The sequence below is a fragment of the Balneola sp. EhC07 genome, assembly GCF_001650905.1.
Taxonomy (GTDB): Bacteria; Bacteroidota; Rhodothermia; order Balneolales; family Balneolaceae; genus Balneola.
In genome coordinates this window covers 149,882-171,835 of the sequence record NZ_LXYG01000016.1, presented here as the reverse complement: position 1 = coordinate 171,835, position 21,954 = coordinate 149,882, and the positions used below count along the sequence as shown (strand labels likewise).

Genomic DNA, 21,954 nt, shown 5'->3' with positions numbered 1-21,954 from the left:
AGGCGAGCCAAATGACTCGCCTTTCAAATTGAACTAATTCAATTTTTTATTTCTTTGGAGAATACTTTAGAGTACTAATTGGGTGTGATTCTGCACGTCTGTTCGCCTCACATCCTCTTTCTTCAGTTTCGTCCATACAAGCAACAGGCGCTTTACCTAGTCCTTGAGATTCGATTCTATCAGCAGAAATTCCATTACTAGTATAGAAGTCTACTACTGATTTAGCACGACGTAAACTAAGTCTTAAGTTATACTGATCTCCACCAACATGATCGGTGTAAGCATCAACACGAACTCTGAATGCAGGAGCATTTCTAAGTAGCTCAACATTTTCAGCAAGATTTGCTGCTGCTGCATCGCTAATGTTTGAACGGTCAAAACCAAAATTAATAGTATTGAAAGCATTCATATCAATGAAAACCGGATCAGAACCGTCCATTGGGTTTGTTCCCATTTCAAGTTCCTGGCCATCTGTGAAGCCGTCGCCATCTGAATCAGGGTTATTTGGATCTGTACCATGAGTATTAATTTCATCTACATCAGAAACACCGTCACCGTCTGCATCACCATTGGCGTCATTTGGATCTGTATTGTATCTGTTAATTTCGTCACCGTCACTTAGTCCGTCACCATCAGTGTCAGCATTGTTAGGGTCGGTGTTATAAGAATTAACTTCGTCACCATCACTTAGTCCGTCACCATCAGTGTCTGCAACCAGTGGGTTTGTATTGTATTCATTTACTTCCTGACCATCTGTAAGATCATCGTCGTCAGTATCTGCATCTAAAGGATCTGTATCATGCTCATACATTTCAGAGTAATCTTTTAAACTATCGGCATCTGTATCCAATGTTCGTAAAGTTTCTTCATCTAAAGATCTTAAATACTCCATTGTACGATCAGAAGGAGCTAAAATTTCTTCTGTACCCGAGCAAGCGGTAAATACAGCAAAAACCAGCAATGTGGAGAAAAGAGTTAAGGTTAGTCTTGAGTTTTTCATCGTTATTGATTTCGTTGTAGTTATTTTGTTCTTGTTAAAATGTTGGCTTCCAAAAAATTATCAGCAAGCTTGAAGCTCTTTTCAAAAAAAATTAAAATCTTTTTGTATCTATATAAAGTAAGAAAATTTAGAGTTCTTTAAAACGAAGTATAAAGTTGTTTATAAATTATTTATTTTTGACCTCAAAATGGGGCTATAGCTCAGTTGGCTAGAGCGTCGCGCTGGCAGCGCGAAGGTCCAGGGTTCGAATCCCTGTAGCTCCACTTTCAACCCCTAAAGGCTCTTTAGGTACATATATTCCATTTTTTCAATTGTTAAAAAGCCCACGTTTTTTAAAAAAAAATGGAAAGGTAGTTCAGTTTTAGTATTATACTCTTTGAAAAATAACAAGGGATGAATTTATGTATAGACTAAAAGTAAGAAAAATACCTGCTTTACTAGTTTTACTAGCCGTATTTGCTTTTGTTCCCAACAAAAAAATATTTGCTCAAGACCAAATAGTAAGTATTCAGATTGATGTTAGTGACGTTCTGTCCAATTCACAATTTATTGGTTTAACCAACTTAGGGCTTGATAGTGAAGGTCGCGGCCCCGTTTTAGTTTCCGGCTTTATCCAAAACGAAAAAAATGAAGTTGTTTCTGATCTCTTTCTGGAAATAAGGGTGTTTGCAGGAAAGGTCGGAGAAATCGTAAATGTAATTTCCCAACCAGAGTTTCCTTTTTCACTTCAACCAATGCAATCTGTTTATGTTAATAATAATACATTATCAGAAGATGGTGTGCCGGGAATAACGGAAAGAGTAAAGTTCGATGGTGGCTTAACCACTGAAGGTGATAAATTTATTGAAAGCCTGGATGGCTCCACTACTTTACCAGCAGATATTTATTCGATTGAAGCCATCATTTTCCAAAATACTAATGAAAACGGAAGAGTTGATTTAGCATCCGTTACGGCGGAAATAGGAGGGGGTGTTCCTGTATCTGAGTCCGTGGATTTCTTTCTTAGAACTCCCGGCGATGTTACTGATGCCAACGTTGAAATAACTAACCCATATCCACAATTCAGCTGGGAAGGCGAACAAGGTATTGAATATCGTTTATTAGTAGTGAAAGGATCAGACACAGACAGCCCTGAGTCGCTGTTGCAGAGCGCCCGAAGTTCCGCTCCTCCTGCTGACGGTGGTTCTTTACTCCAATATGAGAATTTGGATGTAAAAGTAGTTGGAGAATCTTTTCAGTATCCATCTTCCGGAGCTCAACCCCTTGAGCCGGGACAAACTTATTATTGGCAATTAAGTACTTCTATACAATCCGGAGTTAACTTTGAAGAAAGAACTTCTGAGATCTGGAGTTTTAAGTTATCAGAACCTGAAACTACCGATGCCCCTATCATAATAACAGAAGAAACAAAAAAAGCTATTGTAAATCTAATAGGAAATGGAAGGTTCGAAAACCTGATAAGTTCCGGTTATACAATGCAAAGCTTTGAATTAGATGGAGTTACTTATTCCGGAAATCAAGCTTCTATAATTTTAGCTGAATTGCTCAGAAAAATAGAATCCGGTGAAATAGTTTTAAGTGGAGGCAATTGAAATGAGTTTGAAGAAAGTTTTTCCATACTCTTTAATAGCAATGTGCTTAGTTGTTTTCGCTGGAGCATTGAAAGTCGAGTTTGAAAAAAATGACAGACCTTTAGCTATCGTAAAAAGATTCAAACCTAATGTTGATGTAGAAAATAAAAGCGCTGACCGTTCAAAAAGGTTGGACTTAGATACAGATAAAGGTGAACAGCTTTTTGATGGCGACACCTTAAGAACGGATTCAGAAGGCTATGCTCTGGTAGTCTTTATGGACAAAAGTATTGCTAAAGTAAAACCTCAGTCATTGTTAATTGTTAGAGGTGAAAGCGAGCGAACTTCGAAACGTTCAAATACAAGAATTGACCTTAGCCTTGGCGAGATCTTTTTAAATGTTGAGCCGCAAGGTAATAATGACTTTGAAGTTTCCACTTCAAGATCATTGGCTTCTGTGAAAGGAACTCAATTCGGAAGTAATTCCGACGGCTATGTTTGGGTAAAAGAAGGTCAGGTTGACGTTACGGCATTACAATCCGGGGAAACAGTATCTTTATTCGAAAAAATGTATGCTCAGGTAAATGAGGATGGCAATGAAATCGAATCGGGTACACTCTCCGATGATGATATTATTGATTTGGACGATGGCTATGATGAACTGGATGAAGACCTGATCAAAAAACAGATCAAGTTCAGATTCAAAGATGCTAACGGCCAAATTCGAGAAATAACCATTGATTACTACGAGAAAGGTAATTAATTACTGACCTTTCGTAGCCTTTAAAGGAGATTTATGCTAAGCTGGGTACTTAGAATTGCATTACTATGTTTGTGCTTCATTTTTATACATACTGATCTGCGCGCTCAATTTACTGTACAACACCAGTCCCCGACTGCACTTGTCCGCGATGAAATAAACACACTAGAGTTTATTGTGCCGAGCATAAACCAAAATGATGTTCAAGAGGCTGTTCTGTTTTATAACTTTGATCAAGGTATTGGATTTCAACAACAGGAAGTCGAATTCCGAAATGGTGTGTTCACAGCAAATTTTGAAATAACTGATCCTACAGCCTCCAGCGTTGAATATTACTTTCAACTTAATCTCACTTCCGGATCACAAGTCTTTTTCCCCGAAAACTCTCCGACTGAAAACCCTATCCGGGTCGACATTGTTAATTCAAATGATGAGCAGTCAACTGAACCAGTTAAACGAAATGAAGACATTGAGTATAACATATTATCACCTATTGCAGGAAATGCACTTGCTCCAAATGATGTCGTTATAGCCATTGCACTTTATTATGATATAAATACTCTTGATTCAGGTGAATTCAGGCTTTTTATTGACAACAGAGATGTTACTGAACTTGCTGATACCAGCGATTACTTTATTTCTTATGTCCCCAAAGATCTGAAAAATGGAAGGCATACTATAAAACTTGAATATCATACCGAATCGGATGTGTTTCTTGTTACATCGTGGGATTTTGATGTAGTAGATCCATCGAAAGCAAGATCCGCAGACTTTGCCGGGAATAACTCAAACAGACCTTTAGGAAGAATTGAATTGGGTGCTAGAAGTCAAAAAATTGCCGGGAATTCTAATGATGCATATACCGCCAGATCTAACATTTCAGGAAGTTATGGTATTTTCAGATATTCACTAAATGGCTTTTTTACTTCTCAGGAATCAGACCGATTACAACCCCAAAACAGGTACGGAGCGAATTTACAACTGGGCAAGTGGTTAAGGCTTGATGCCGGTCATGTTTACCCAAACATTAGCCGATTCACCATCTCAGGTAGAAGGATTTATGGCATCAATACACAAGCAAATCTTTTCAAGGATAATTTCAACGTTCAATTTGTTTACGGAGAAGTAAACCGCAAAGTAGCCAACCTATATTCAGGAGTTGACAGAGAAGAAAAAACTGACGGTTCAGGAAATGTTGTAGACACCACATACACCTTAAAATTTGAAGATCTAGGTAAAGGAACATTCACCAGAAAAATTACAGCCGCACGAGTTGCTTTAGGTAATGAAAGACATTTTCAAATAGGCCTTCATGCGATGAAAGTGGAAGATGATACCACTTCCATTTTTAACATCCGTAATTTCAATACATTATTGCAAGCACCGCCCTCTTTATATACCGATCTGGATCAGGGTGATATCCAAAAACTTCAGGGGAATCCGGAATTACTTCAAGTTCAGAATGGTAGTGTACGTCCTCAAGGAAACTTTGTAGCCGGCACTACTTTGAGAATGGGTTTTGCCCAAAACAAGATCCGCTTAGAAAGTGAAACTGTTGCCAGTGCTTTAAATAATGATATTTATGGTGGAACGCTTACAGTACAAGGGGCTGATGATCTAGGTTTCGACATCACCCAAGATGATGCAGATCTTCTTGAAAGCCTTTCCCGATTGATCATTATTAATGAAAATATGAACATCCTTCCTATCCGGGTTAAGGATTTTAATACGGATAGTTCTGAAGCCGAACCCTTTTTCCCAACCAGTATACTAGGATCGAATACTGAGTTTTCAATAAACTATCCATCAAATAATTTTAAACTACAATATCGTTGGGTTGGTCCTAATTTTAGTTCTCTTGCGAATTCAACCGTTCGTCGGGATATTTCCGGATTCACAGCTTCTGATAGGTTCAGACTTTTCAAAAATCGCCTTTATGTAACATTAGGATATGAGACTTTGGAAGATAATGTTACCAATAATAAAGACGCTACTACAGAATCAAATACCTACAGAACTAATTTAAGTTGGTATCCGGTTTCAAGAAAGTTACCTCGTATGAGTATGGGATTCAGGTTCAGAAACAGAGAAAACGGTGTAACCAGATTTAACCCTTTTGTGACACCGGGATTCGAAAATTCTGCAGTTCAAAATTTTGTAATAGATGTTGATGAGTCCGGGAATATAGACACTCTGGTTACCCCTGTACCTAAAGAAAGCACAACTTTAAATTTAAGTGGATCTGTAACTCAACAATTCGAATTATTTAATATGATCCATGATGCTTCATTGAGCTTTAATAACTTAAACACCAAAGACGAAGTATTTACTTTCGGAGACGTAAAAAGCTCTGCTGTTTCCTTTAATATTACCAGCAGATTTAATGACGTAAGACTAAGAACGCAGCTTGGACTTACATTCAATAACACAGAAACAGGAAGTGGGCAAGCAACTTTTGATATCTTTGGGCTTTATTCAGGATTCAGCTATTTCTTAGCTGATGGCAAACTCAACCTAAATGGTCGATTGGCTATAACAAGTAATACCTCAAAAACCAGAGCTCTGATTGTTGATCCTGCAGTTGAAGGTGACAACACCCCTGAAAATGACTACTTCATTTTAGATTCTAATATCGTTAAATCTGATTTCAATACATTTGTAATTCAAATGGGTGCACAATACGACGTTAACAAATTTCACTCATTCATTTTTGACTCTAACTTTACTAATGTTTCAGGTGCCGGGAATTCAAACGATAGTATTGTTTCTCTCCGCTACTTATTTAACTTTTAATTGATGTCGTCTAAGAAAAAGAAACGTAAGCCTGTTGGCGTCTACCTCTTAATTGCAGGTTTAGCATTTCTTGTATCCAGTTTTCTTTCAAACATTCCAACCTTCCGTTCTGTTGAACTTGATTTTCGTGATCTACTCTTCGAGATAAGAGGTCCTTTATCAGTTGAAGATTCTCCCATTGTTCTTATTCCGATAAGTGATGAGGCGGATTCTGAGATACCTCAAAAATATCCATGGCCTACTAATGTGTATGCAAAATTGATTGAAAATCTTAATAAGGCCGGAATAGACGTTATCGTATTTGATGTGATATTTGACCAACCCGATCAATATGACCTAAAGAATGACACGCTTTTTGCAAATGCCCTTAAAAAATACGGAAACGTTGTTCTTGCAGGAGATTTCAGAGAAGAAGATTATGAGGACGGAAAATCACAAACAACGCTTTTCCCTCAGCAGATCCTTCAAGCTAACAATCCAAATCCGGTTGGCTTAGTGGATGTTAATCCAAATACTGATGGGGCCATCAGAACATACTCTTTTGGTACTACTTTCAACAACAAAGACTACTATAAGTTAGGGATCGAAGCCTTGATAATTTATGACGGTATCAGTAGAGACTCTGTTAGCAATGTTGATGATAATACTTCACACAGTTTCCTGTTAGGAAAGCACCGTATCCAAAAAGATGCCATCAACTCTTTTATCATAAACTATTATGGTGAAGAAGGACATTTCCCGGTTTATGATTTTGCCGAAGTAATAGATGATGCGGATTACACAACGACAATGGAAAGAGATGCAGGATTTGACATCAATGCTTTTGATGATCCTGATTTTGAGGAAGGCTGGCTTTATGAAGGTGTTTTTGAGAATAAGATCGCGATTATAGGTGCAACCATGCCCGCCCTTAAAGACTTCTATAAAACTCCCCTCATGAAAACAGAAATCAATTCTTTAGGAGAGAAAGAAGAGCTTTTACGTCCGGGATATGAAATTCATGCACATGCCATTCAAACTATTTTGGATGGCAATTATATCAGCAGACAAAGTGCTACTACCGTACTTCTGCTTATGGCTCTCTTTTCTCTTCTTCTGGTATTCATCAATCGATTCTTTGGTCCGGTTTGGGGCGGAATTTCAATGTTTTCATTTATGGGTGGATACACTTTTATTGTAATTCAGACCTTTTTGAATGCCAATCTTTTTTTGAATCTTACTGCAATTTTGCTAACTCTTTTTGCGGCTCAGGTAGGTACAATAGCGTATCAGTATTTTGTTGAACAGAAAGAAAAAAGACGTATTCAAGGGATGTTTTCTTCTTATGTGTCGCCTAAGTTGGTTGAACAAATGGTTGAGTCAGGAACCGATCCTGAATTAGGTGGTGATCAGGTTTATATGACCGCTTTTTTTAGTGATATAGAATCATTTTCTACTTTTTCGGAGCAGATGAGTCCGACGCAATTGGTTACTTTGATCAATGAATATTTAACGTCAATGACTAATATTCTCACAGATAAGGGCGGAACATTAGACAAATATATTGGTGATGCTATTGTGGCTTTCTTTGGCGCCCCACTTCCTTTTGAAGATCACGCACTGCGGGCTTGTATTGCCTCTCAATTAATGCAAAAAGAGCTGAATGTTCTTCGTGAAAAATGGCAAAAAGATGGTTGGCCTGACATTGTCGCTAATATGAAAAACCGAATTGGTATGAATACCGGAGAAATGATTACCGGAAATATGGGTTCAGCAAATCGGTTCAATTATACCATGATGGGAGACAATGTAAATCTCGCGGCACGTTGTGAGAGCGGTGCAAAGGCATTCGGTGTTTACAACATGATCACTGAATCCACAAAAATTGAGGCTGAAAAATTTGGCAACGATTGTGTATTCCGGTATTTGGATAAGATCGTTGTGAAGGGAAGAACCCAGCCTGTAAAAATGTTTGAGGTTGCAGATCTTCGCTCAGAAGCTTCACAAGAACTCTTCGATTGTATTGGATTATATGAACAGGGAATGGAAAAATACTTGTCTCAAAATTGGGATGAAGCAATTAATCTTTTCGGTAAATCCCTCGAATTGGAAATTCATGAAAATAATCCCTCACTCATACTCCTTGACAGAGCTAAAGAATTAAAGAAAAATCCTCCCGGAAACGCTTGGGATGGTGTTTTTGTAATGAAGAGTAAGTAGTTTTTAGAGGTCAGTATTTAGTACTTAGAGCAAAATTTCCCAAGTACTAAATACTGATTACTAAAAATCTAAATTCTACTTACTCTTCTCCATTAAAACCTGTATCTTTGTCACCCTTTTAGGGCAAGTCCTATACAGCCAGCTCCCTTTGAACTCCGTCAGGGCAGGAATGCAGCAGCGGTAATCTGGTCGTAGCGGCGTGATATAGATCGCTTGCCCTTTTTTTATTTCCCCAATCTCTCCTCAAGATGGTTAGCAATTTGATTTGCATGCACTCTCGAATTTTCAATAAAAAGCCGGCTTGTATCTAACCCTCCGCATACTACACCTGCTACATAAACTCCTTTTCGCTTAGTTTCTAAACTATCTTCCTTGTAAACAGGCATGCATTTTTCATCATCTGTAAGTTCGATCTGAAATTTTTCCATCAAAGGATAGTTTGGGTGATATCCCGTCATTGCCAGAACAAAATCGTTCTCAATAATTTTCTCCCCTTCAGGGGTTTTCAGAACAACTTCTTTTTCCCGGATCTCTTTTATCTCTGTATTAAAATAGCCTGTAATTTCTTCGTTCTTAATTCGGTTTTCGATGTCCGGTTTTACCCAATATTTAACCGACGGCTTTATTGAATCATACTTGACAGCAACGGAGACTTCTGCTCCTGCCCGATAGCATTCAAGCGCAGCATCCACTGCAGAATTTCCACCACCAACAACCAGCACTTTTTGCCATGCATAAGGATGCGGTTCATCATAGTAATGCTTCACTTTGGCTAACTCTTCGCCCGGGACTCCCATCATGTTTGCGCTCCCATAAAATCCCGTGGCAACAACTACTTTTTCTGCTTTATACACATCTTTGTCTGTTTTCACGGTGAAATCTCCGTCTTCACCTTCCAAAGCTTCCACGGCTTCATACAGATGAATAGGCAGTTCAAAGCTTTCTGCAACCCTTCGGTAATATTCAAGAGCTTCACTTCTTGTTGGTTTGGAGCCGTGCGAAATGAATGGAACATCACCTATTTCAAGCCGATCAGACGTTGAAAAGAATGTCATATTTGTTGGATAATTGAATAGAGAATTAACCAAACATCCTTTTTCAATAATTTTAAATGGAATATTTTTTCTTTTAAGCTGAATTCCTGTTGCCAACCCAATTGGACCGGCTCCTATAATAATTACCATGTATGAATTTTATTTATATGAACTGCTTTAACATTGCTAAGATACAAATCGTTTTAGCTATTTAACCATTTGATGATCGTTCGGTTTAACCATCCTCTTTTTTGGCTTATAAAACCAACGTGACCACCGGATTCGGTAAACAGAGTTCTGATAAACCTGTTCGATTCAAGATCTTCAAAAGGTGCAAATTCAAGTGGACACAAAGAATCTGCCTTGGAATGGATAACCAATAACGGTTTTTCAACGCGCTTATAAAAGTGCTTTGATGAGCATTGCTCATAATAATCATCTGCGCCTTTAAACCCATGTACCGGAGCTGTTACCTGATCATCAAAATCGTAAACAGAACTTCCAGTGAATTTCGGAAAATCAGGAAACTGCTCTCTTTTCAGATCTGACTTTTCTGAAAGTGTATCCAAAAATCTTTTTTGATATATCTTATTGAACCCTTTATCCATTCTTAAGGAACCTCCTTTTAGATCGTATGGAGGGGAAACTGCTACCGCTTTACTAACAGGGTGTGTCTCTTCTAATTCACCAAGCGATTTAACTAATGCATTTCCTCCTAATGAAAAACCTACCGCATAGATCTCAGAACCTGAAAAATATTCCTCCATCCAGTTGAAAAGTGTTTTATAATCTTCCGTTTCACCGGAGTGGTACATTCTTTTTTGCAGATTCATCTTAGTTCCACAACTTCTGAAATTCAAAGCTACGGAAGAATATCCGGCTTGTCTCAAATCACTCATCAAGTTCTGGATATAATGCCTTTGGGAAGACCCTTCAAGTCCATGAAAAAGTGCTACAACCGGCTTTCCGTTTTTAAGATCCACTACTTCCAGTTCCAGAAAATCATTATCAGGTGTAGGAATCTCAATTCTTTCTGAATCAGGATCTTTGGTTTCTGAAAATGAAGCTATTACCGTTTGAGTATGAACTTCGGGAGCCCACCAAACCGGTTTAAATTTCTCGAACTGAATTTTATCTTGATCAACCATCCCTGAAGATACTGGTGATTTATGTTTATTTCAGTTTCTGCTGATATGTTTTGTCTAAGAAGTTCATAGATTTATTTGGCATAAGATTTCTAACTCTTATTTTCTTTCTCATTCAAAACATCCGATTTGCAGAGCGTAGCACAAAATCACTTTCCACAATATGTATTCAGGGATGGCACCAAACTTCTTTGGAACCCGATTCTGAAAAAATCATTCGTTGATCGACCGGAAGAAAGAGTTAGGCTTCAAATTGTGGACTACTTGATACTGGAGGCCGGGTTTTCTGCTTCCAGAATTTCATTCGAATCACCCGTTAATTTACCAAGAGATAAATCTGCGTCCAGAACAGACATTATTTGTTTCGATAAAGATTTCAAGCCATTTCTTTTAGTTGAATGTAAAGCTCCTGAAATAGCACTTAATGAAAAAGCCTCTGTTCAGATCGCACGATACAATCAAAAAGTAGAGGCTCCTTATCTGCTTATTACAAATGGTCTGGAAGATCTTTGGTTTGATACTCAATCAGATTCTGTTAGTAGCCTGCCTCACATCCCGGAAAAATTCAATGCTCGGTCAACTGTGAAAAGAGACTTTGAGTATTGGAATAAACGAGGGTTTGCCGGAAACAAAACACATCCGGCAGCTAGAAAATGGGTACTGGAAAGTTGTGAGTTCTTATATGGCGCTGAAAGAAATTCGCTGCCAAAGTATTTTAAGTTCGAAGGTTCCCCGAAAGAATTACTTCTTCCCAACTATTACAGCATATTTGATCTTGATGGCTCTGTAAAATTAGCGGTTTCCTTAACATCTACTCCTTTTGGATCAACAAAACTAAACTGTGTTTTGAATAAAAGAGGGGAGAATACAGCCTTGTTATCTTCTTCTTTAGATCTTCTGGCAAGCGGAGATTCAAAAAATACTACGATACAATCCGGAGCCGGCACCTTTAATGTTGATCTTCATAAAGAGATAGCCTTCGATTTTGAGCAATCTGTAAGTAGTTTAATTAGTCAGCTTTCAGATTTTTTAACTAAAAGTTGACGTAACCCTTAACCTGTTGCTTCATTAACACTTAATCGTTCTTTTTCATCCGGTTCTATATTTCCTTCCATAGCATCTACACTTTGAACAGCATATGGCATGATTTCCAGCCTTTCTCGTTGAATCTGATCTCCGGTTACTACACAAGTACCATAATTACCTGTAGCAATACGGTCTAACGCTACATTAATTTTTTCGAGTTTTCTCTTCTGCTTTTCAATCAGAGTGTACTTCGTTTCTCTTTGCTCTTCCAATGACCCTAAATTCCCTTGATGATGTGCAGATGAAGAAGCTCTGTCACCTTTATTTGCTTCGATATCTTCCAAAGATTGCTCAAGTTCATTGATCTTATTTTCCGCTTTCTTTTGTTCATCCACGAGTTTGTTTCTAAAGTGATCAAGTTCTTTTTCTGTTAGTGCTGTATTGTCGACGGGAGTTTCGTTACTTGACATAAAATCTCAATTTGTATTATTGTTCTCTTTCTATTCTATATATTATAACAGGTTATCCAAGCTCATCATTTCATGTTTATGATCAAGCACTTAGTCTATTCCCATTTCTATGTTATATTCAGATAAACAACTTGAATTATGGCAGGATATTCAGGCACTCCCTTATTAAAAAAGCTAGGCATTAAGCCCGATTACAAAATTCTCTTTGTGAATGAACCCGATCATTATCAGAGTTTACTAGGCGAATTCCCGGAAGGAGTTCAGCTAGTAAGTCAAACCCACCCTGATTTGATCGACTTTATTCATGTTTTCTGTAAAATAGAAGAAGAGCTTCACAATTTGTTTCCTCCTCTTAAAGAAAAACTCGATAAAAATGGATCGATCTGGGTTTCCTGGATCAAAAAGGCATCCAAAAATTATGAAGCCACTTTTCCTGAAAGTGAAGTCCGAACTTTGGGGCTAAATCTCGGTTTGGTAGATGTGAAGGTGTGCGCCGTTGATGAAGACTGGAGTGGATTGAAATTTGTATACAGAATAGAAGATCGAAAATAATGAAAGCAATAACTTTTCAAGATATAAGATCTGTTTCACTCTCAGAAGTTTCTGATCCGGTACTTGAGTTCCCAACTGATACAATAGTAAAAGTAGAACGAGCGGCAATTTGCGGCTCTGATATGCATGTTTATCATGGAAGGGAAACAGGGATTGATACCGGAACTATAATGGGACATGAATTTACGGGAACTGTTGTAGATGTTGGAGAAGATGTATCAAATTTTAAAACCGGCGATCGGGTCTTATCTCCGTTTACAGTAAATTGTGGCCAATGCCATTTTTGTGAGATAGGATTAACTGCCCGCTGTGTAGAAAGTCAGCTTTACGGCTGGCGAGAAAACGGCTCCGGACTTCATGGTGTTCATGCTGAGTATGTTCGTGTTCCAATGGCTGATGCAACTCTGATTCATCTTCCCGACGACGTCTCATGGGAGCAAGGAAATTTGATTGCTGATATTGCCTCAACAGGATATTTCGGTGCTGAATTGGCAGAATTAAAATCAAAAGACACCTGCATCGTGATTGGTTGTGGGCCGGTAGGAATAATGGCTATAAAAGCCGCTGTTTATTTCGGTTGTGAAAATATATACGCCATTGATGGAATTGATTTCAGATTAGAATTCGCTGAACAGAATGGTGCGATTCCTGTCAACTATCTGAAAGAAAATGCTGTAGAAAAAATCCTGGAACGAACAAATGGAATTGGAGCAGACTCAGTCATTGAGGCCGTGGGAAGTAAAGCGTCTATGAAAACTGCTTTTGATATTCTTCGTCCCGGTGGCATTTTAGCTTCTATAGGAGTTCAAGCATTCGATCAGCTTCCTTTTTCTCCACCCGATATGTACGATAAAAATATTGTCCTGAAAGCAGGAAGGTGCTCTTCCCGTTCTTATGCTGAAAAACTTATCCCACTAGTTCAAAACGGAGATCTTCAACTTACAGATGTGATAACCCACACATTCGACCTTAAAGATGGGGTTGAGGCCTATCGTTTCTTTGATGAAGAAAAAGATAAATGTTTAAAGGTTTTACTGAAGCCTTGAATAAAAACTCACTAATTCTTGATCGTCCCTATCATCGCTGTGCTTTCTACAAAATGAAGTTGCTCTACTTTATCCATTAGTAGCGGTTCTTCGCCAACTTCTGCCTTCAGAGTAACCGTTTTTAGTGGCTTACTTAAAATTCTATAAGCCACATCTCGATATCCTTCCAAAATTTGTTTGGCAATTTTTTCATTTACTGAATAATCGAAACGAATTATATACATCGTCATTTCCGGCGATTCTTTATGCAGTTCCTTTATTTGTTCTTCTGTGAACCCCTGTTGCTTAAGTAACTTGTTCGTTCTTTCTATACTCACCTTATCGATCATCGTATACATATTCAAGACTTTGGGGTGTTCATTCAAAGCTGCCAAGCTTTCCTCAGACGGCTGATTTACAACGCTAACTACCAAAGGCTCAATTTGAGTGTCTAGAACAGGTATATTTAATTCTTGAAAGCTTCTCTCTATAAATCCCGGTGAAACGGTATCAGCCAAATACGCTACAAACATTCCCTCAACAAATGTATATCCGCCATTCTGAGCGTCTTCAATAGAACTGTCATCTACTACTTGTGCACTCACAATAGTGGAGAAACAAAAAACTAAAATCAATGTGGTTAGTGACCGTACCATAATCTATTGTATTTATTATAACTTAAATAATCAACAATAGAATAGGTAAAAAAGTCTATTAAACCTTATTTTTAAGAAATTAAAGCAAAAGAACATTTCATGTCATCAACGGCAACTGCCGATTCTCCTATTCTAAAAGAAGCAAAGAGAAGACGTACATTCGCAATTATTTCTCACCCGGATGCGGGTAAAACAACACTCACAGAAAAGTTACTACTTTATGGTGGAGCTATTCATGAGGCCGGATCCGTTCGTGCCCGTAAAGCTTCGCATCACGCTGCATCAGATTGGATGGCCATAGAAAAAGAGCGTGGAATCTCGGTGACCTCTTCCGTTATGCGTTTCGAAAAAGACGGCATCAAATACAACTTGCTTGATACTCCGGGTCACAAGGATTTTTCTGAGGATACACTGCGTACACTCGTTGCCGCTGATTGTGGATTGATGGTAATTGACGTTGCAAAAGGAGTTGAGGAACAAACTGAAAAGCTGTTTGAAGTCTGTAAGCTTCGTGAAGTTCCCGTAATTACATTTGTAAACAAGTGTGACCGTCCCGGGATGGATCCGCTGGAAGTTTTAAGTAATGTGGAATCCAAACTAGGAATTGAAGCCGTGCCTGCAAGTTGGCCGATGGGCTACGGACAAAAATTTCAAGGGATCTATGATGTGATCGGTGGGCAAGTTCATGTTTATGAAAAATCTGAACATGGAACAAAGAAAGCCATAACAGAGTCAATGTCGGTAGAAGATGCGCTCGCACAAAGCAACCTTTCGGATGTTGAAAAAGACGCTTTTCGTGAAGAAGTGATGCTTATCGAAGACATGTATCCGAATATGGATAAAGAACTTTACAGCACCGGAAAAGTTACTCCGGTTTTCTTTGGTTCGGCGTTAAACAATTTCGGGCTGGATGTGTTTCTGAACTATTTCCATCAGCTTGCTCCTTCTCCTCAAATGTATGAACAAGCCGAAGGGGGAGAGCGCTCCATTGATGATGCATTTTCAGGATTTATTTTTAAGATGCAGGCTAATATGAATCCCGGTCACAGAGATTGTGCAGCTTTTATTCGGGTTGCGTCAGGAAAATTCCAACGTGGCCAAAATGTGGTCATCTCTCATACCGGTAAGAAAATTAAAATGGCGACACCGCATACTTTGATGGGTGACGAACGCCAGCTTATGGAAGAAGCCTATCCCGGAGATATTGTTTCTATTTTCAATCCCGGTGATTTCAGAATTGGAACAACGATCTATGAAAAAAATGACGTTCGTTTTGATGTGATTCCATTATTCACTCCGGAACATTTCCAAAAAGTAGCTACTAAAGATCCTTTTAAAAGAAAGCAGCTTCGTGAAGGGTTACGGCAACTTTCTGAAGAAGGGGTGGTTCATGTATTTGAAGTACCAAATGGAGTTGGAAACGAGCTTTTATTGGGAACAGTAGGTGTGCTCCAGTTTGAAGTTGTTGAGCACCGAATGCTGGAAGAGTACAGTGTTGAATTAGTTAAAACTCCTGTTTCTTACTATTGTGCCAGATGGTTGCCAAATGATGAGCCTGAGGTGATTAAAAAACTGGAATCCAGTTACTCTACACACGTAACCAAAGACATGGAAGAAAATCCGATCGTGCTATTCGAGTCTATGTATGCTTTAAATCAAGCAGAAGAAAAAGTAGGTGCTCAGCATTTATTCAAGTTCAAGCAAGGCTAATTTCAATGATCAATTTATCAATTAAGAATTGTTCAATTGAAACATTCTTAATTGATCATTGCTCTACTTTCCTCCATTAGCTTGCAGATCCTGAATGCATTGAGAATCCAGTTCCGGAACATTTCCTCCCATCAGATTGCTTGCAAAATCTGACGTACGAACTGCAAAATACATTAAACACGTGTCCACATCGCAATGAGCACCATTGGCTTCATCCTGATGATCTTGTACGGTAGGAGTTCCGTTGCCTACTAAGCCAAGAATATGACTAAACTCGTGCCGGAAAACCGTTGTTTCCATAGTTTCTCTGCTTGGCTGATTGAATCCGCCTGAATTTTCATCGATCGTTCCACCTAACAAAGCCATAGATGTGTTGAAATAGGCAAATCCCAATACATTTTCCTGTTCAAATTGTCCGTCAAGGATTAAAAAATAGGCAGCTAAAGTATTCCCTTCTGTATAAGTATTTCTATGCTCCTCTTCGATATCATGAGTCTCTTGAGGGGAGTAAGGAGAATTTCCGGGTGATGGAATTTCATCATCTAGCGAAATAGATATGGTGGTTTTGTTGAGTCGATCTTGAAGAAACGACCTCAAATTATTCAGCGCGGTTTGGGTCGGCTGAAATCCTTCAACGTAATCTATTTCTATAATCAATGAGCTGTAGTTACTGCTTGATAGAAAGTCATTGGCTGAATCCCCAACATCTTGTGTGCTGGAAAAGCTATTCCCGTTTCCATTATTTCCATTGTTACTACTACATCCTACAAAAAGCGTAGAAATTAAAAGTACTGCCCCGAAAAGTGTTTTATAGTTTATCATGAATTTTTAAAGTCTTATTAGCCAGATTTGTTCCATATTATTAATTATATAACCAATTTGTAAAGATCTTCATTTCCCCTTTATAAGCCGCTAAAAAGTCCCTAGTTTAAGGTTCGCAAAAAAATTAATGCATCTATATTAAAATTGATTACTGAAACTAAGGTTTCCGAGCAAGTAAAAATTATTAAAGCCGATCTTGATAACCCTAAACATGCTGCTGATATTGTAAATATCGTAGACTTGTTTGCCAAAGATCCCATGGGTCAGGATGAAGCACTCAGCGAAGAAGTAAGAGTTGATATGATCGCTGAAATGAAGAAAATCCCTACTACAATGACTTACATGGCCTATCATGAGGAAAAAGTACTTGGGATCGTGACCTGCTTTATTGGTTATTCAACCTTTACAGCCAGCAAAACTTTCAAAATTCATGACGTAGCCGTTCACCCTGATGCAAGAGGCATGGGAGTTGGAACAAAACTTTTGGATGCTGTTCATGATGAAGCAGAAAGAATGGGCTGTTCCAAAATCACACTCGAAGTTCGCGAAGATAATCCCGCACAGAATCTCTACGAAAGAGAAGGATTTGAGTACGGCGAACCGAAATGGTGGTTTATGACGAAGGATTTAGAAAACTAAACCTTAGTCAATTAAAATCGCATCGTGAAGTGCCATCATGCTTTTATTTGGTCGATATTTTTCTACCATTTCATTAAATGCATTGTAAGAGTATATCAACACTTGATAATCATAAGGCACTCGCCGGTTTCCGTTCCATCTTATTTTATGAATTCTAAAATGATGGATTTTATCCAAATCCATTTCTAATAATTGTTCATTCTGAATAATCTCTCCATCGAACCAAGTTTGATAATAGTAATCGTCTTGCCATTTTTTGATTTCATCATCAGTCGGTTTCCTTTCTACTGGTAAGGGATAAACCTGAGTGACATTAGATTTTTTTGCATTATTTTTGAGGTAATCTATTTCAGGAGATGTAAGCTCACTGTTTCTTTTTGTAACTACGTTTCCTAACTCGTTCACATAATGAATAGTTAATGTATCTGGTAGCTCAGAAAAACTTGCAGACCTTAATCTTTCAAATTCATTGATTATTCCTTTATCCTGTTCTATATCCATAAAATATTTATCAGAACCAGGTGGTAAATTGTCAACTATAAATATCCTAGAATAAAAATTGAGATCATCATAAATCTTTTTTAATTCGCTGAATTCTTTATAAAGAACGTCGTTCTTATCATCTGGGCGCTCACTATATGTTCCTCTTAGTTCTAGATAATCACTCAACATTGCATGATATTTTGTCTCTTGTTCATTGAGTGTAATTTTATCCATTATTGATGGGTCCAGATTTGGAACCCCATATGATAGCTGCTCATTTGGAGTTAAACGCTCATGAAAGTAGATCACTCTAACCCTCTCATATAAAACATCCCTTGCTGTTTTATCTCCTCCATTATAACTCTTCAATACGTTATCGTATTTACTAAGTCTTGACAGATAATCATCCAGAAATGGTGAATCGCCATTTGCTTTTTCACTCGAGTTGTATATCTGCTTTTTATCTTCAATGTTATTTTTAACTCTGTTGTACTGCTCCTTTTTTATTGGTAAAAGCGGTCTCGGTGGCTTTATTGTAGAATCAATTTCTTTTATATTTCTGTATAGACTTAATCGTTTGTGATATAGATTCGAATACTCTATTAAATTCGTATCCGTTTTGGTTTCCAAGAAAATAGCTTCTTTCTTGTCAAACTCATCTGAAAGCTCTGCATATCGCTTATGCAAAGGTGTTTTATAGTTGATTCCACTATCCACTTTCGAATTGTTAGGATAGCCAGGCATTGGGGGTACCGGCGGTGCTATTTCTTTTTTATAATTTTGGTAGAGCTCTCTTCTGAAAGCCACCCACCTTGATCGATCTAGTTTTAACTCCTCATAGGCATACCATAATTGATCTTCATCATTATTAGAAAGTGTTCTTTTATATTCAATTAGTGCTCGTTCGTATTTCTCCTGAGCTTCGTTGGTGATCACCTCAATATGCCTTAATTTTATAGGTATATTTTTATCACCTTGAGTTGATAAACGCATACTTTCTAAGAAGCCATCTCTGGTAAATATACTTATTAAAGCAGTATCTGTAGCTGAGCTATCCTTAGCTTCTCCCATCCAATACAGATCAGACCATGACCCTAATGAGTCTAGACTTGTCATATTAATCATTGAAAATGCAACGCCATTGATTCTAGAAATACTACCAGTTAGTTTGTTTTCGTGGGAATACATTCCAACAGACTCCAAATCACTGTCATAGATTGTTCGCATTAACGAATATCTTCCGGTAGGTGGTTCTATATATTCCACTCTTAATAATAGTTTTCCATCTTTTATTTCGAATTCTGATTGTAATCTGCCACTTTCTTTATCGAATAACTGCAGATCTCCGGTAAATAAATTCCCCTCTCTATCATAGTGCTTATAAACCCCTGGATTCCAGGAGTTCTTTTTTTCTTCATACTCGATTAAAACAAGCTCATTGGCTTCATGTCCGTCATTAAAATAGGCGGGTACATACTCCACACCATTAATTTCATAGATCTTTTTTTCAGTTCCGATGTCTGTACAAAACATAAATATGATACAGGTTAGTACCGGGATAAGCAGCGCTTTCCTTGTGGTAGCAGACAATAGGGAATATTCCTTCACCATCATTTTAAAACGTTTCTTGGTTAGTGAATAATTAAAAGTACTAGCCAAGTTGGTTTGATAGGTTGGGAAGATCGAGTCCAGTAACAGCTTTTGGTAGCTGACTGAATCCTGAGTCTTTGTAATCACGGAATCATCCGCCAAAAATTCGTGATTGATTTGAATTGCTCTTTTATAAAAGTAAAAGATCGGGTTAAACCAAAATACAATTCTCAAAAGCTCAATAAACAGCACATCCCATGAGTGTTTTTGCCGGGCATGAGTAAGTTCATGATCCAGGATTTCTTTACTTAATTCTCCTGATTCAAACTGAGCCTTGTTCACATAGATCGTATTCAAAAAAGTATGTGGAACGGTAGGAACATCTAGCAAACTAACTTTCGCTGAACCATATTCTATTAATTGGTTACACTTTCTTTTTTTGTAAAAGCCTAATACTCCATAAATCAATCGAATCAATAAAAATAACGTCACTATAACATTTAATCCAATGATCACATTCTTCAATGAGATAGCTAATCCGGTAGTTGATTTCGAAGTTCTTGATTCGATATTAGAGAGTTTCTCACCTTTCAATTCTGGACCATTGATCAGTTTTTCACCAGCCGGTTCAGCAACTTCGTTACTCTCGCCTTGATGATTTGTTGAAACTATTTCTTTAGAAGAAACTAACGGATCTATTTTTTTTGTCGCTTTCTGATTTGGCTCTTCTATTTCCGGTTCTATTACATCCTCTATGAAATCAGAATAAGTCGCAGTCACTACAGAAACCGCCTTGGCAGAGTTTCTTGCTAGTTTTGCAGCGTATTGGGTTTCGGTACTAGTCGTTTCCGGATCAGGAAAAAACTGAAAATTTATAAAAGGCACAGTCAAACCCAGCATCAATGCAAACAATAAAAAGAACCGATTAAATCGATGTATCTTTTCACGCTCAAGGAATAGTAGATAGATTCCTAAAAGGATGACCAAACAAAGACCGGATTTAATTAGATACGCAATCATGACTGTTTCTTTTTGATTTCCTTATCAATGATAGACTTCAGCTCCTGTAGTTCTTTTTCTGATAGATTCGTTTCTGAAGTGAAAAAGGAAGCAAACTGCGACGTGGAATTGTTGAAGAACTTTTTGATCAATCCGTTCACATGCTTCGAGAAATAATCAGACTTTTTAACCAATGGAAAATATTCCCGGGATCTTCCAAACTGTTTATAGTCTACGAATCCTTTGTCCTGCATTCGCTTTAAAAGAGTGGCTACCGTAGTTGGCGCCGGTTGCTCGCTTTCGGGATAAGCTTCTAACAGATCTTTCATGAAAGCCTTTTTAAGCTTCCACAAATGCTGCATCAGTTCTTCTTCAGTTTGAGATAATTGCATTGTTCTACAAGTTTAGAGTTGTTTCTACAAATGTAGAATAAAAATATCTAAATCCAAACTTTATCTTTTAATCGTCCCTGAAGAGGATTTAAACTACGGTTGGCTTGTCACTTCTTTCGCATCTTCAGCCAAACCAAGCACAGCCTGTTGGTATAATCCGCTGTTGTTATATCTGAGAATTGCATCTTCAACACTACCGGTTATTTCCTTGAAATGAGCCAGGTATTTACCTACTGAGTAAATATTATTGCTCATGTCGTAAAGATCATCTCCAACAAACCAACGGTTTAGCGACCAGGGAATAAACTGTGCATATGACATTGCTCCGGCATAACTGGATTTAAGAGCCAAAATATCTACTTCTCTTTTATTTGCCCACTCAATTAACTCTTCTAACTGTGCAAGAGCAAATTTAGCACGATGTCCTTCTTTGATCATTGATACATACGCATTAAAAGGATTGTACTTCCCTTCGTACTTACCAAATTCTGATTCCACTCCTAGTATCCCAATGATCACTTCTTTGGGAATACCGTATTCTTTTTCTGCCTTTGCCAGATCTTCTTTATGCAACTGGTAAAAGGAAGCGATCTTGTTTTTCTTATTGTCATAACCCAACACCTTCTGATACTTTTCGAAACTGTCGATCTTGACCTCAGCAGAGCGGGTGAATTTTTCAGTGATTCCGTTGATCAATTCAAATCTGGAGTCTTCAAAATAAGGTCGGATGTCCACACCTTTTTTCTCGAAGTGCTCTATCAGTTTTGCTTTGTATTCCTCATCGGGGTTGCTCGCTGCATTTGCAACCGCATTCCATCCAAAAACAATTAACAGGAGCGCAAAAACTCCCTTCTTTAAATCTGATCCTATCATATTATTGTACCGTCCTGATCTGTAAAATGATTTCCTGATTATAATAAAACTGAATCGAAGTAGAAATAGTATTTTGTGAAAGGTTGTATCAGTTTTAAAACAATGATTCTTACAAACTCGAACTTCAATACAAAATCCCTTATCTTTTGAGTCTTGGCGAATTTGCTAATTCTACTCTTAAACCGGATTCAGAAATTAGTGATAAGCCACGGAAA

The 21,954-nt window shown here is 37.9% G+C and carries 18 protein-coding genes, 1 tRNA gene and 1 other RNA gene; 11 read left to right on the top strand and 9 right to left on the bottom strand.

Translation table 11 applies throughout. The features are described 5' to 3' along the window. Positions 1-46: 46 nt before the first annotated feature. Entirely contained in the window at positions 47-1,000 is a 954-nt protein-coding gene (locus tag A8B79_RS08280; RefSeq protein ID WP_082894116.1) for an OmpA family protein, read from the bottom strand. A gap of 189 nt (positions 1,001-1,189) precedes the next feature. Here A8B79_RS08280 and A8B79_RS08275 point away from each other — a divergent pair. From A8B79_RS08275 to ffs, 6 genes are all read left to right on the top strand, one after another. Next, positions 1,190-1,263, top strand: a tRNA-Ala gene (locus tag A8B79_RS08275). Between the two features lie 138 nt (positions 1,264-1,401). Next, on the top strand, positions 1,402-2,592 hold the full coding sequence (locus tag A8B79_RS08270) for a hypothetical protein (protein ID WP_066220811.1): 1,191 nt from the start codon (positions 1,402-1,404) through the stop codon (positions 2,590-2,592). Between the two features lies 1 nt (position 2,593). After that, complete coding sequence (locus A8B79_RS08265) at positions 2,594-3,334, top strand: FecR family protein (RefSeq protein WP_153038396.1); 741 nt, start codon at positions 2,594-2,596, stop codon at positions 3,332-3,334. A gap of 174 nt (positions 3,335-3,508) precedes the next feature. After that, positions 3,509-6,124 (top strand): hypothetical protein, encoded by a 2,616-nt coding sequence (locus A8B79_RS08260; RefSeq protein ID WP_235603626.1) that lies wholly within the window; start codon positions 3,509-3,511, stop codon positions 6,122-6,124. Positions 6,125-6,127: 3 nt separating this feature from the next. Then, positions 6,128-8,323, top strand: coding sequence for a CHASE2 domain-containing protein (locus tag A8B79_RS08255; protein ID WP_066220800.1), 2,196 nt, complete (start codon positions 6,128-6,130; stop codon positions 8,321-8,323). Between the two features lie 121 nt (positions 8,324-8,444). Continuing rightward, positions 8,445-8,545, top strand: an RNA gene (gene ffs, locus A8B79_RS08250) — signal recognition particle sRNA small type. Between the two features lie 2 nt (positions 8,546-8,547). Here the strand turns inward: ffs and A8B79_RS08245 are convergent. After that, a complete protein-coding gene (locus tag A8B79_RS08245; protein WP_066220796.1) occupies positions 8,548-9,507 on the bottom strand; it encodes a YpdA family putative bacillithiol disulfide reductase in 960 nt (319 codons plus the stop codon). Between the two features lie 53 nt (positions 9,508-9,560). Then, the gene (locus A8B79_RS08240) at positions 9,561-10,505 is read right to left on the bottom strand and encodes a YheT family hydrolase (protein WP_066220793.1); all 945 of its coding nucleotides are present in this window, start codon (positions 10,503-10,505) and stop codon (positions 9,561-9,563) included. 126 nt (positions 10,506-10,631) lie between these two features. Here A8B79_RS08240 and A8B79_RS08235 point away from each other — a divergent pair, with 126 nt between their 5' ends. Then, positions 10,632-11,546 carry a type I restriction enzyme HsdR N-terminal domain-containing protein gene (locus tag A8B79_RS08235; protein WP_066220789.1) on the top strand — a complete coding sequence of 305 codons (915 nt, stop codon included), beginning with the start codon at positions 10,632-10,634 and terminating at the stop codon, positions 11,544-11,546. Positions 11,547-11,554: 8 nt separating this feature from the next. Here the strand turns inward: A8B79_RS08235 and A8B79_RS08230 are convergent, their stop codons facing one another. After that, positions 11,555-11,998, bottom strand: coding sequence for a TraR/DksA family transcriptional regulator (locus A8B79_RS08230; protein WP_066220786.1), 444 nt, complete (start codon positions 11,996-11,998; stop codon positions 11,555-11,557). Between the two features lie 138 nt (positions 11,999-12,136). Here A8B79_RS08230 and A8B79_RS08225 point away from each other — a divergent pair, with 138 nt between their 5' ends. Both A8B79_RS08225 and A8B79_RS08220 read left to right on the top strand, forming a co-directional pair. Then, positions 12,137-12,550, top strand: coding sequence for a DUF3052 family protein (locus tag A8B79_RS08225; RefSeq protein ID WP_066220783.1), 414 nt, complete (start codon positions 12,137-12,139; stop codon positions 12,548-12,550). Further along, positions 12,550-13,596, top strand: a complete 1,047-nt coding sequence (locus A8B79_RS08220) for an alcohol dehydrogenase family protein (protein WP_066220780.1) — start codon at positions 12,550-12,552, stop codon at positions 13,594-13,596. The genes A8B79_RS08225 and A8B79_RS08220 overlap by 1 nt, the downstream gene beginning before the upstream one ends. Before the next feature lie 11 nt (positions 13,597-13,607). On the opposite strand, the gene A8B79_RS08215 is transcribed toward A8B79_RS08220, so the two are convergent. Then, on the bottom strand, positions 13,608-14,231 hold the full coding sequence (locus A8B79_RS08215) for a hypothetical protein (protein ID WP_066220777.1): 624 nt from the start codon (positions 14,229-14,231) through the stop codon (positions 13,608-13,610). Between the two features lie 99 nt (positions 14,232-14,330). On the opposite strand from A8B79_RS08215, the gene A8B79_RS08210 reads away from it, so the two are divergent. Next, complete coding sequence (locus A8B79_RS08210; RefSeq protein ID WP_066220775.1) at positions 14,331-15,941, top strand: peptide chain release factor 3; 1,611 nt, start codon at positions 14,331-14,333, stop codon at positions 15,939-15,941. A gap of 63 nt (positions 15,942-16,004) precedes the next feature. Here A8B79_RS08210 and A8B79_RS08205 read toward each other — a convergent pair whose 3' ends face one another. After that, positions 16,005-16,763: a hypothetical protein gene (locus tag A8B79_RS08205; RefSeq protein WP_066220772.1), complete on the bottom strand. Its 759-nt coding sequence runs from the start codon at positions 16,761-16,763 to the stop codon at positions 16,005-16,007. Positions 16,764-16,907: 144 nt separating this feature from the next. On the opposite strand from A8B79_RS08205, the gene A8B79_RS08200 reads away from it, so the two are divergent. Then, positions 16,908-17,402, top strand: coding sequence for a GNAT family N-acetyltransferase (locus A8B79_RS08200; RefSeq protein WP_066220769.1), 495 nt, complete (start codon positions 16,908-16,910; stop codon positions 17,400-17,402). A 3-nt stretch (positions 17,403-17,405) separates the two neighbouring features. On the opposite strand, the gene A8B79_RS08195 is transcribed toward A8B79_RS08200, so the two are convergent. The 3 genes from A8B79_RS08195 to A8B79_RS08185 form a co-directional block, all read right to left on the bottom strand. Then, positions 17,406-20,495: a M56 family metallopeptidase gene (locus A8B79_RS08195; RefSeq protein ID WP_066220764.1), complete on the bottom strand. Its 3,090-nt coding sequence runs from the start codon at positions 20,493-20,495 to the stop codon at positions 17,406-17,408. Then, positions 20,492-20,866, bottom strand: coding sequence for a BlaI/MecI/CopY family transcriptional regulator (locus A8B79_RS08190; protein WP_066220762.1), 375 nt, complete (start codon positions 20,864-20,866; stop codon positions 20,492-20,494). The genes A8B79_RS08195 and A8B79_RS08190 overlap by 4 nt, the downstream gene beginning before the upstream one ends. Before the next feature lie 93 nt (positions 20,867-20,959). Then, positions 20,960-21,739: a lytic murein transglycosylase gene (locus A8B79_RS08185; RefSeq protein WP_066220760.1), complete on the bottom strand. Its 780-nt coding sequence runs from the start codon at positions 21,737-21,739 to the stop codon at positions 20,960-20,962. Positions 21,740-21,954: the final 215 nt, after the last annotated feature.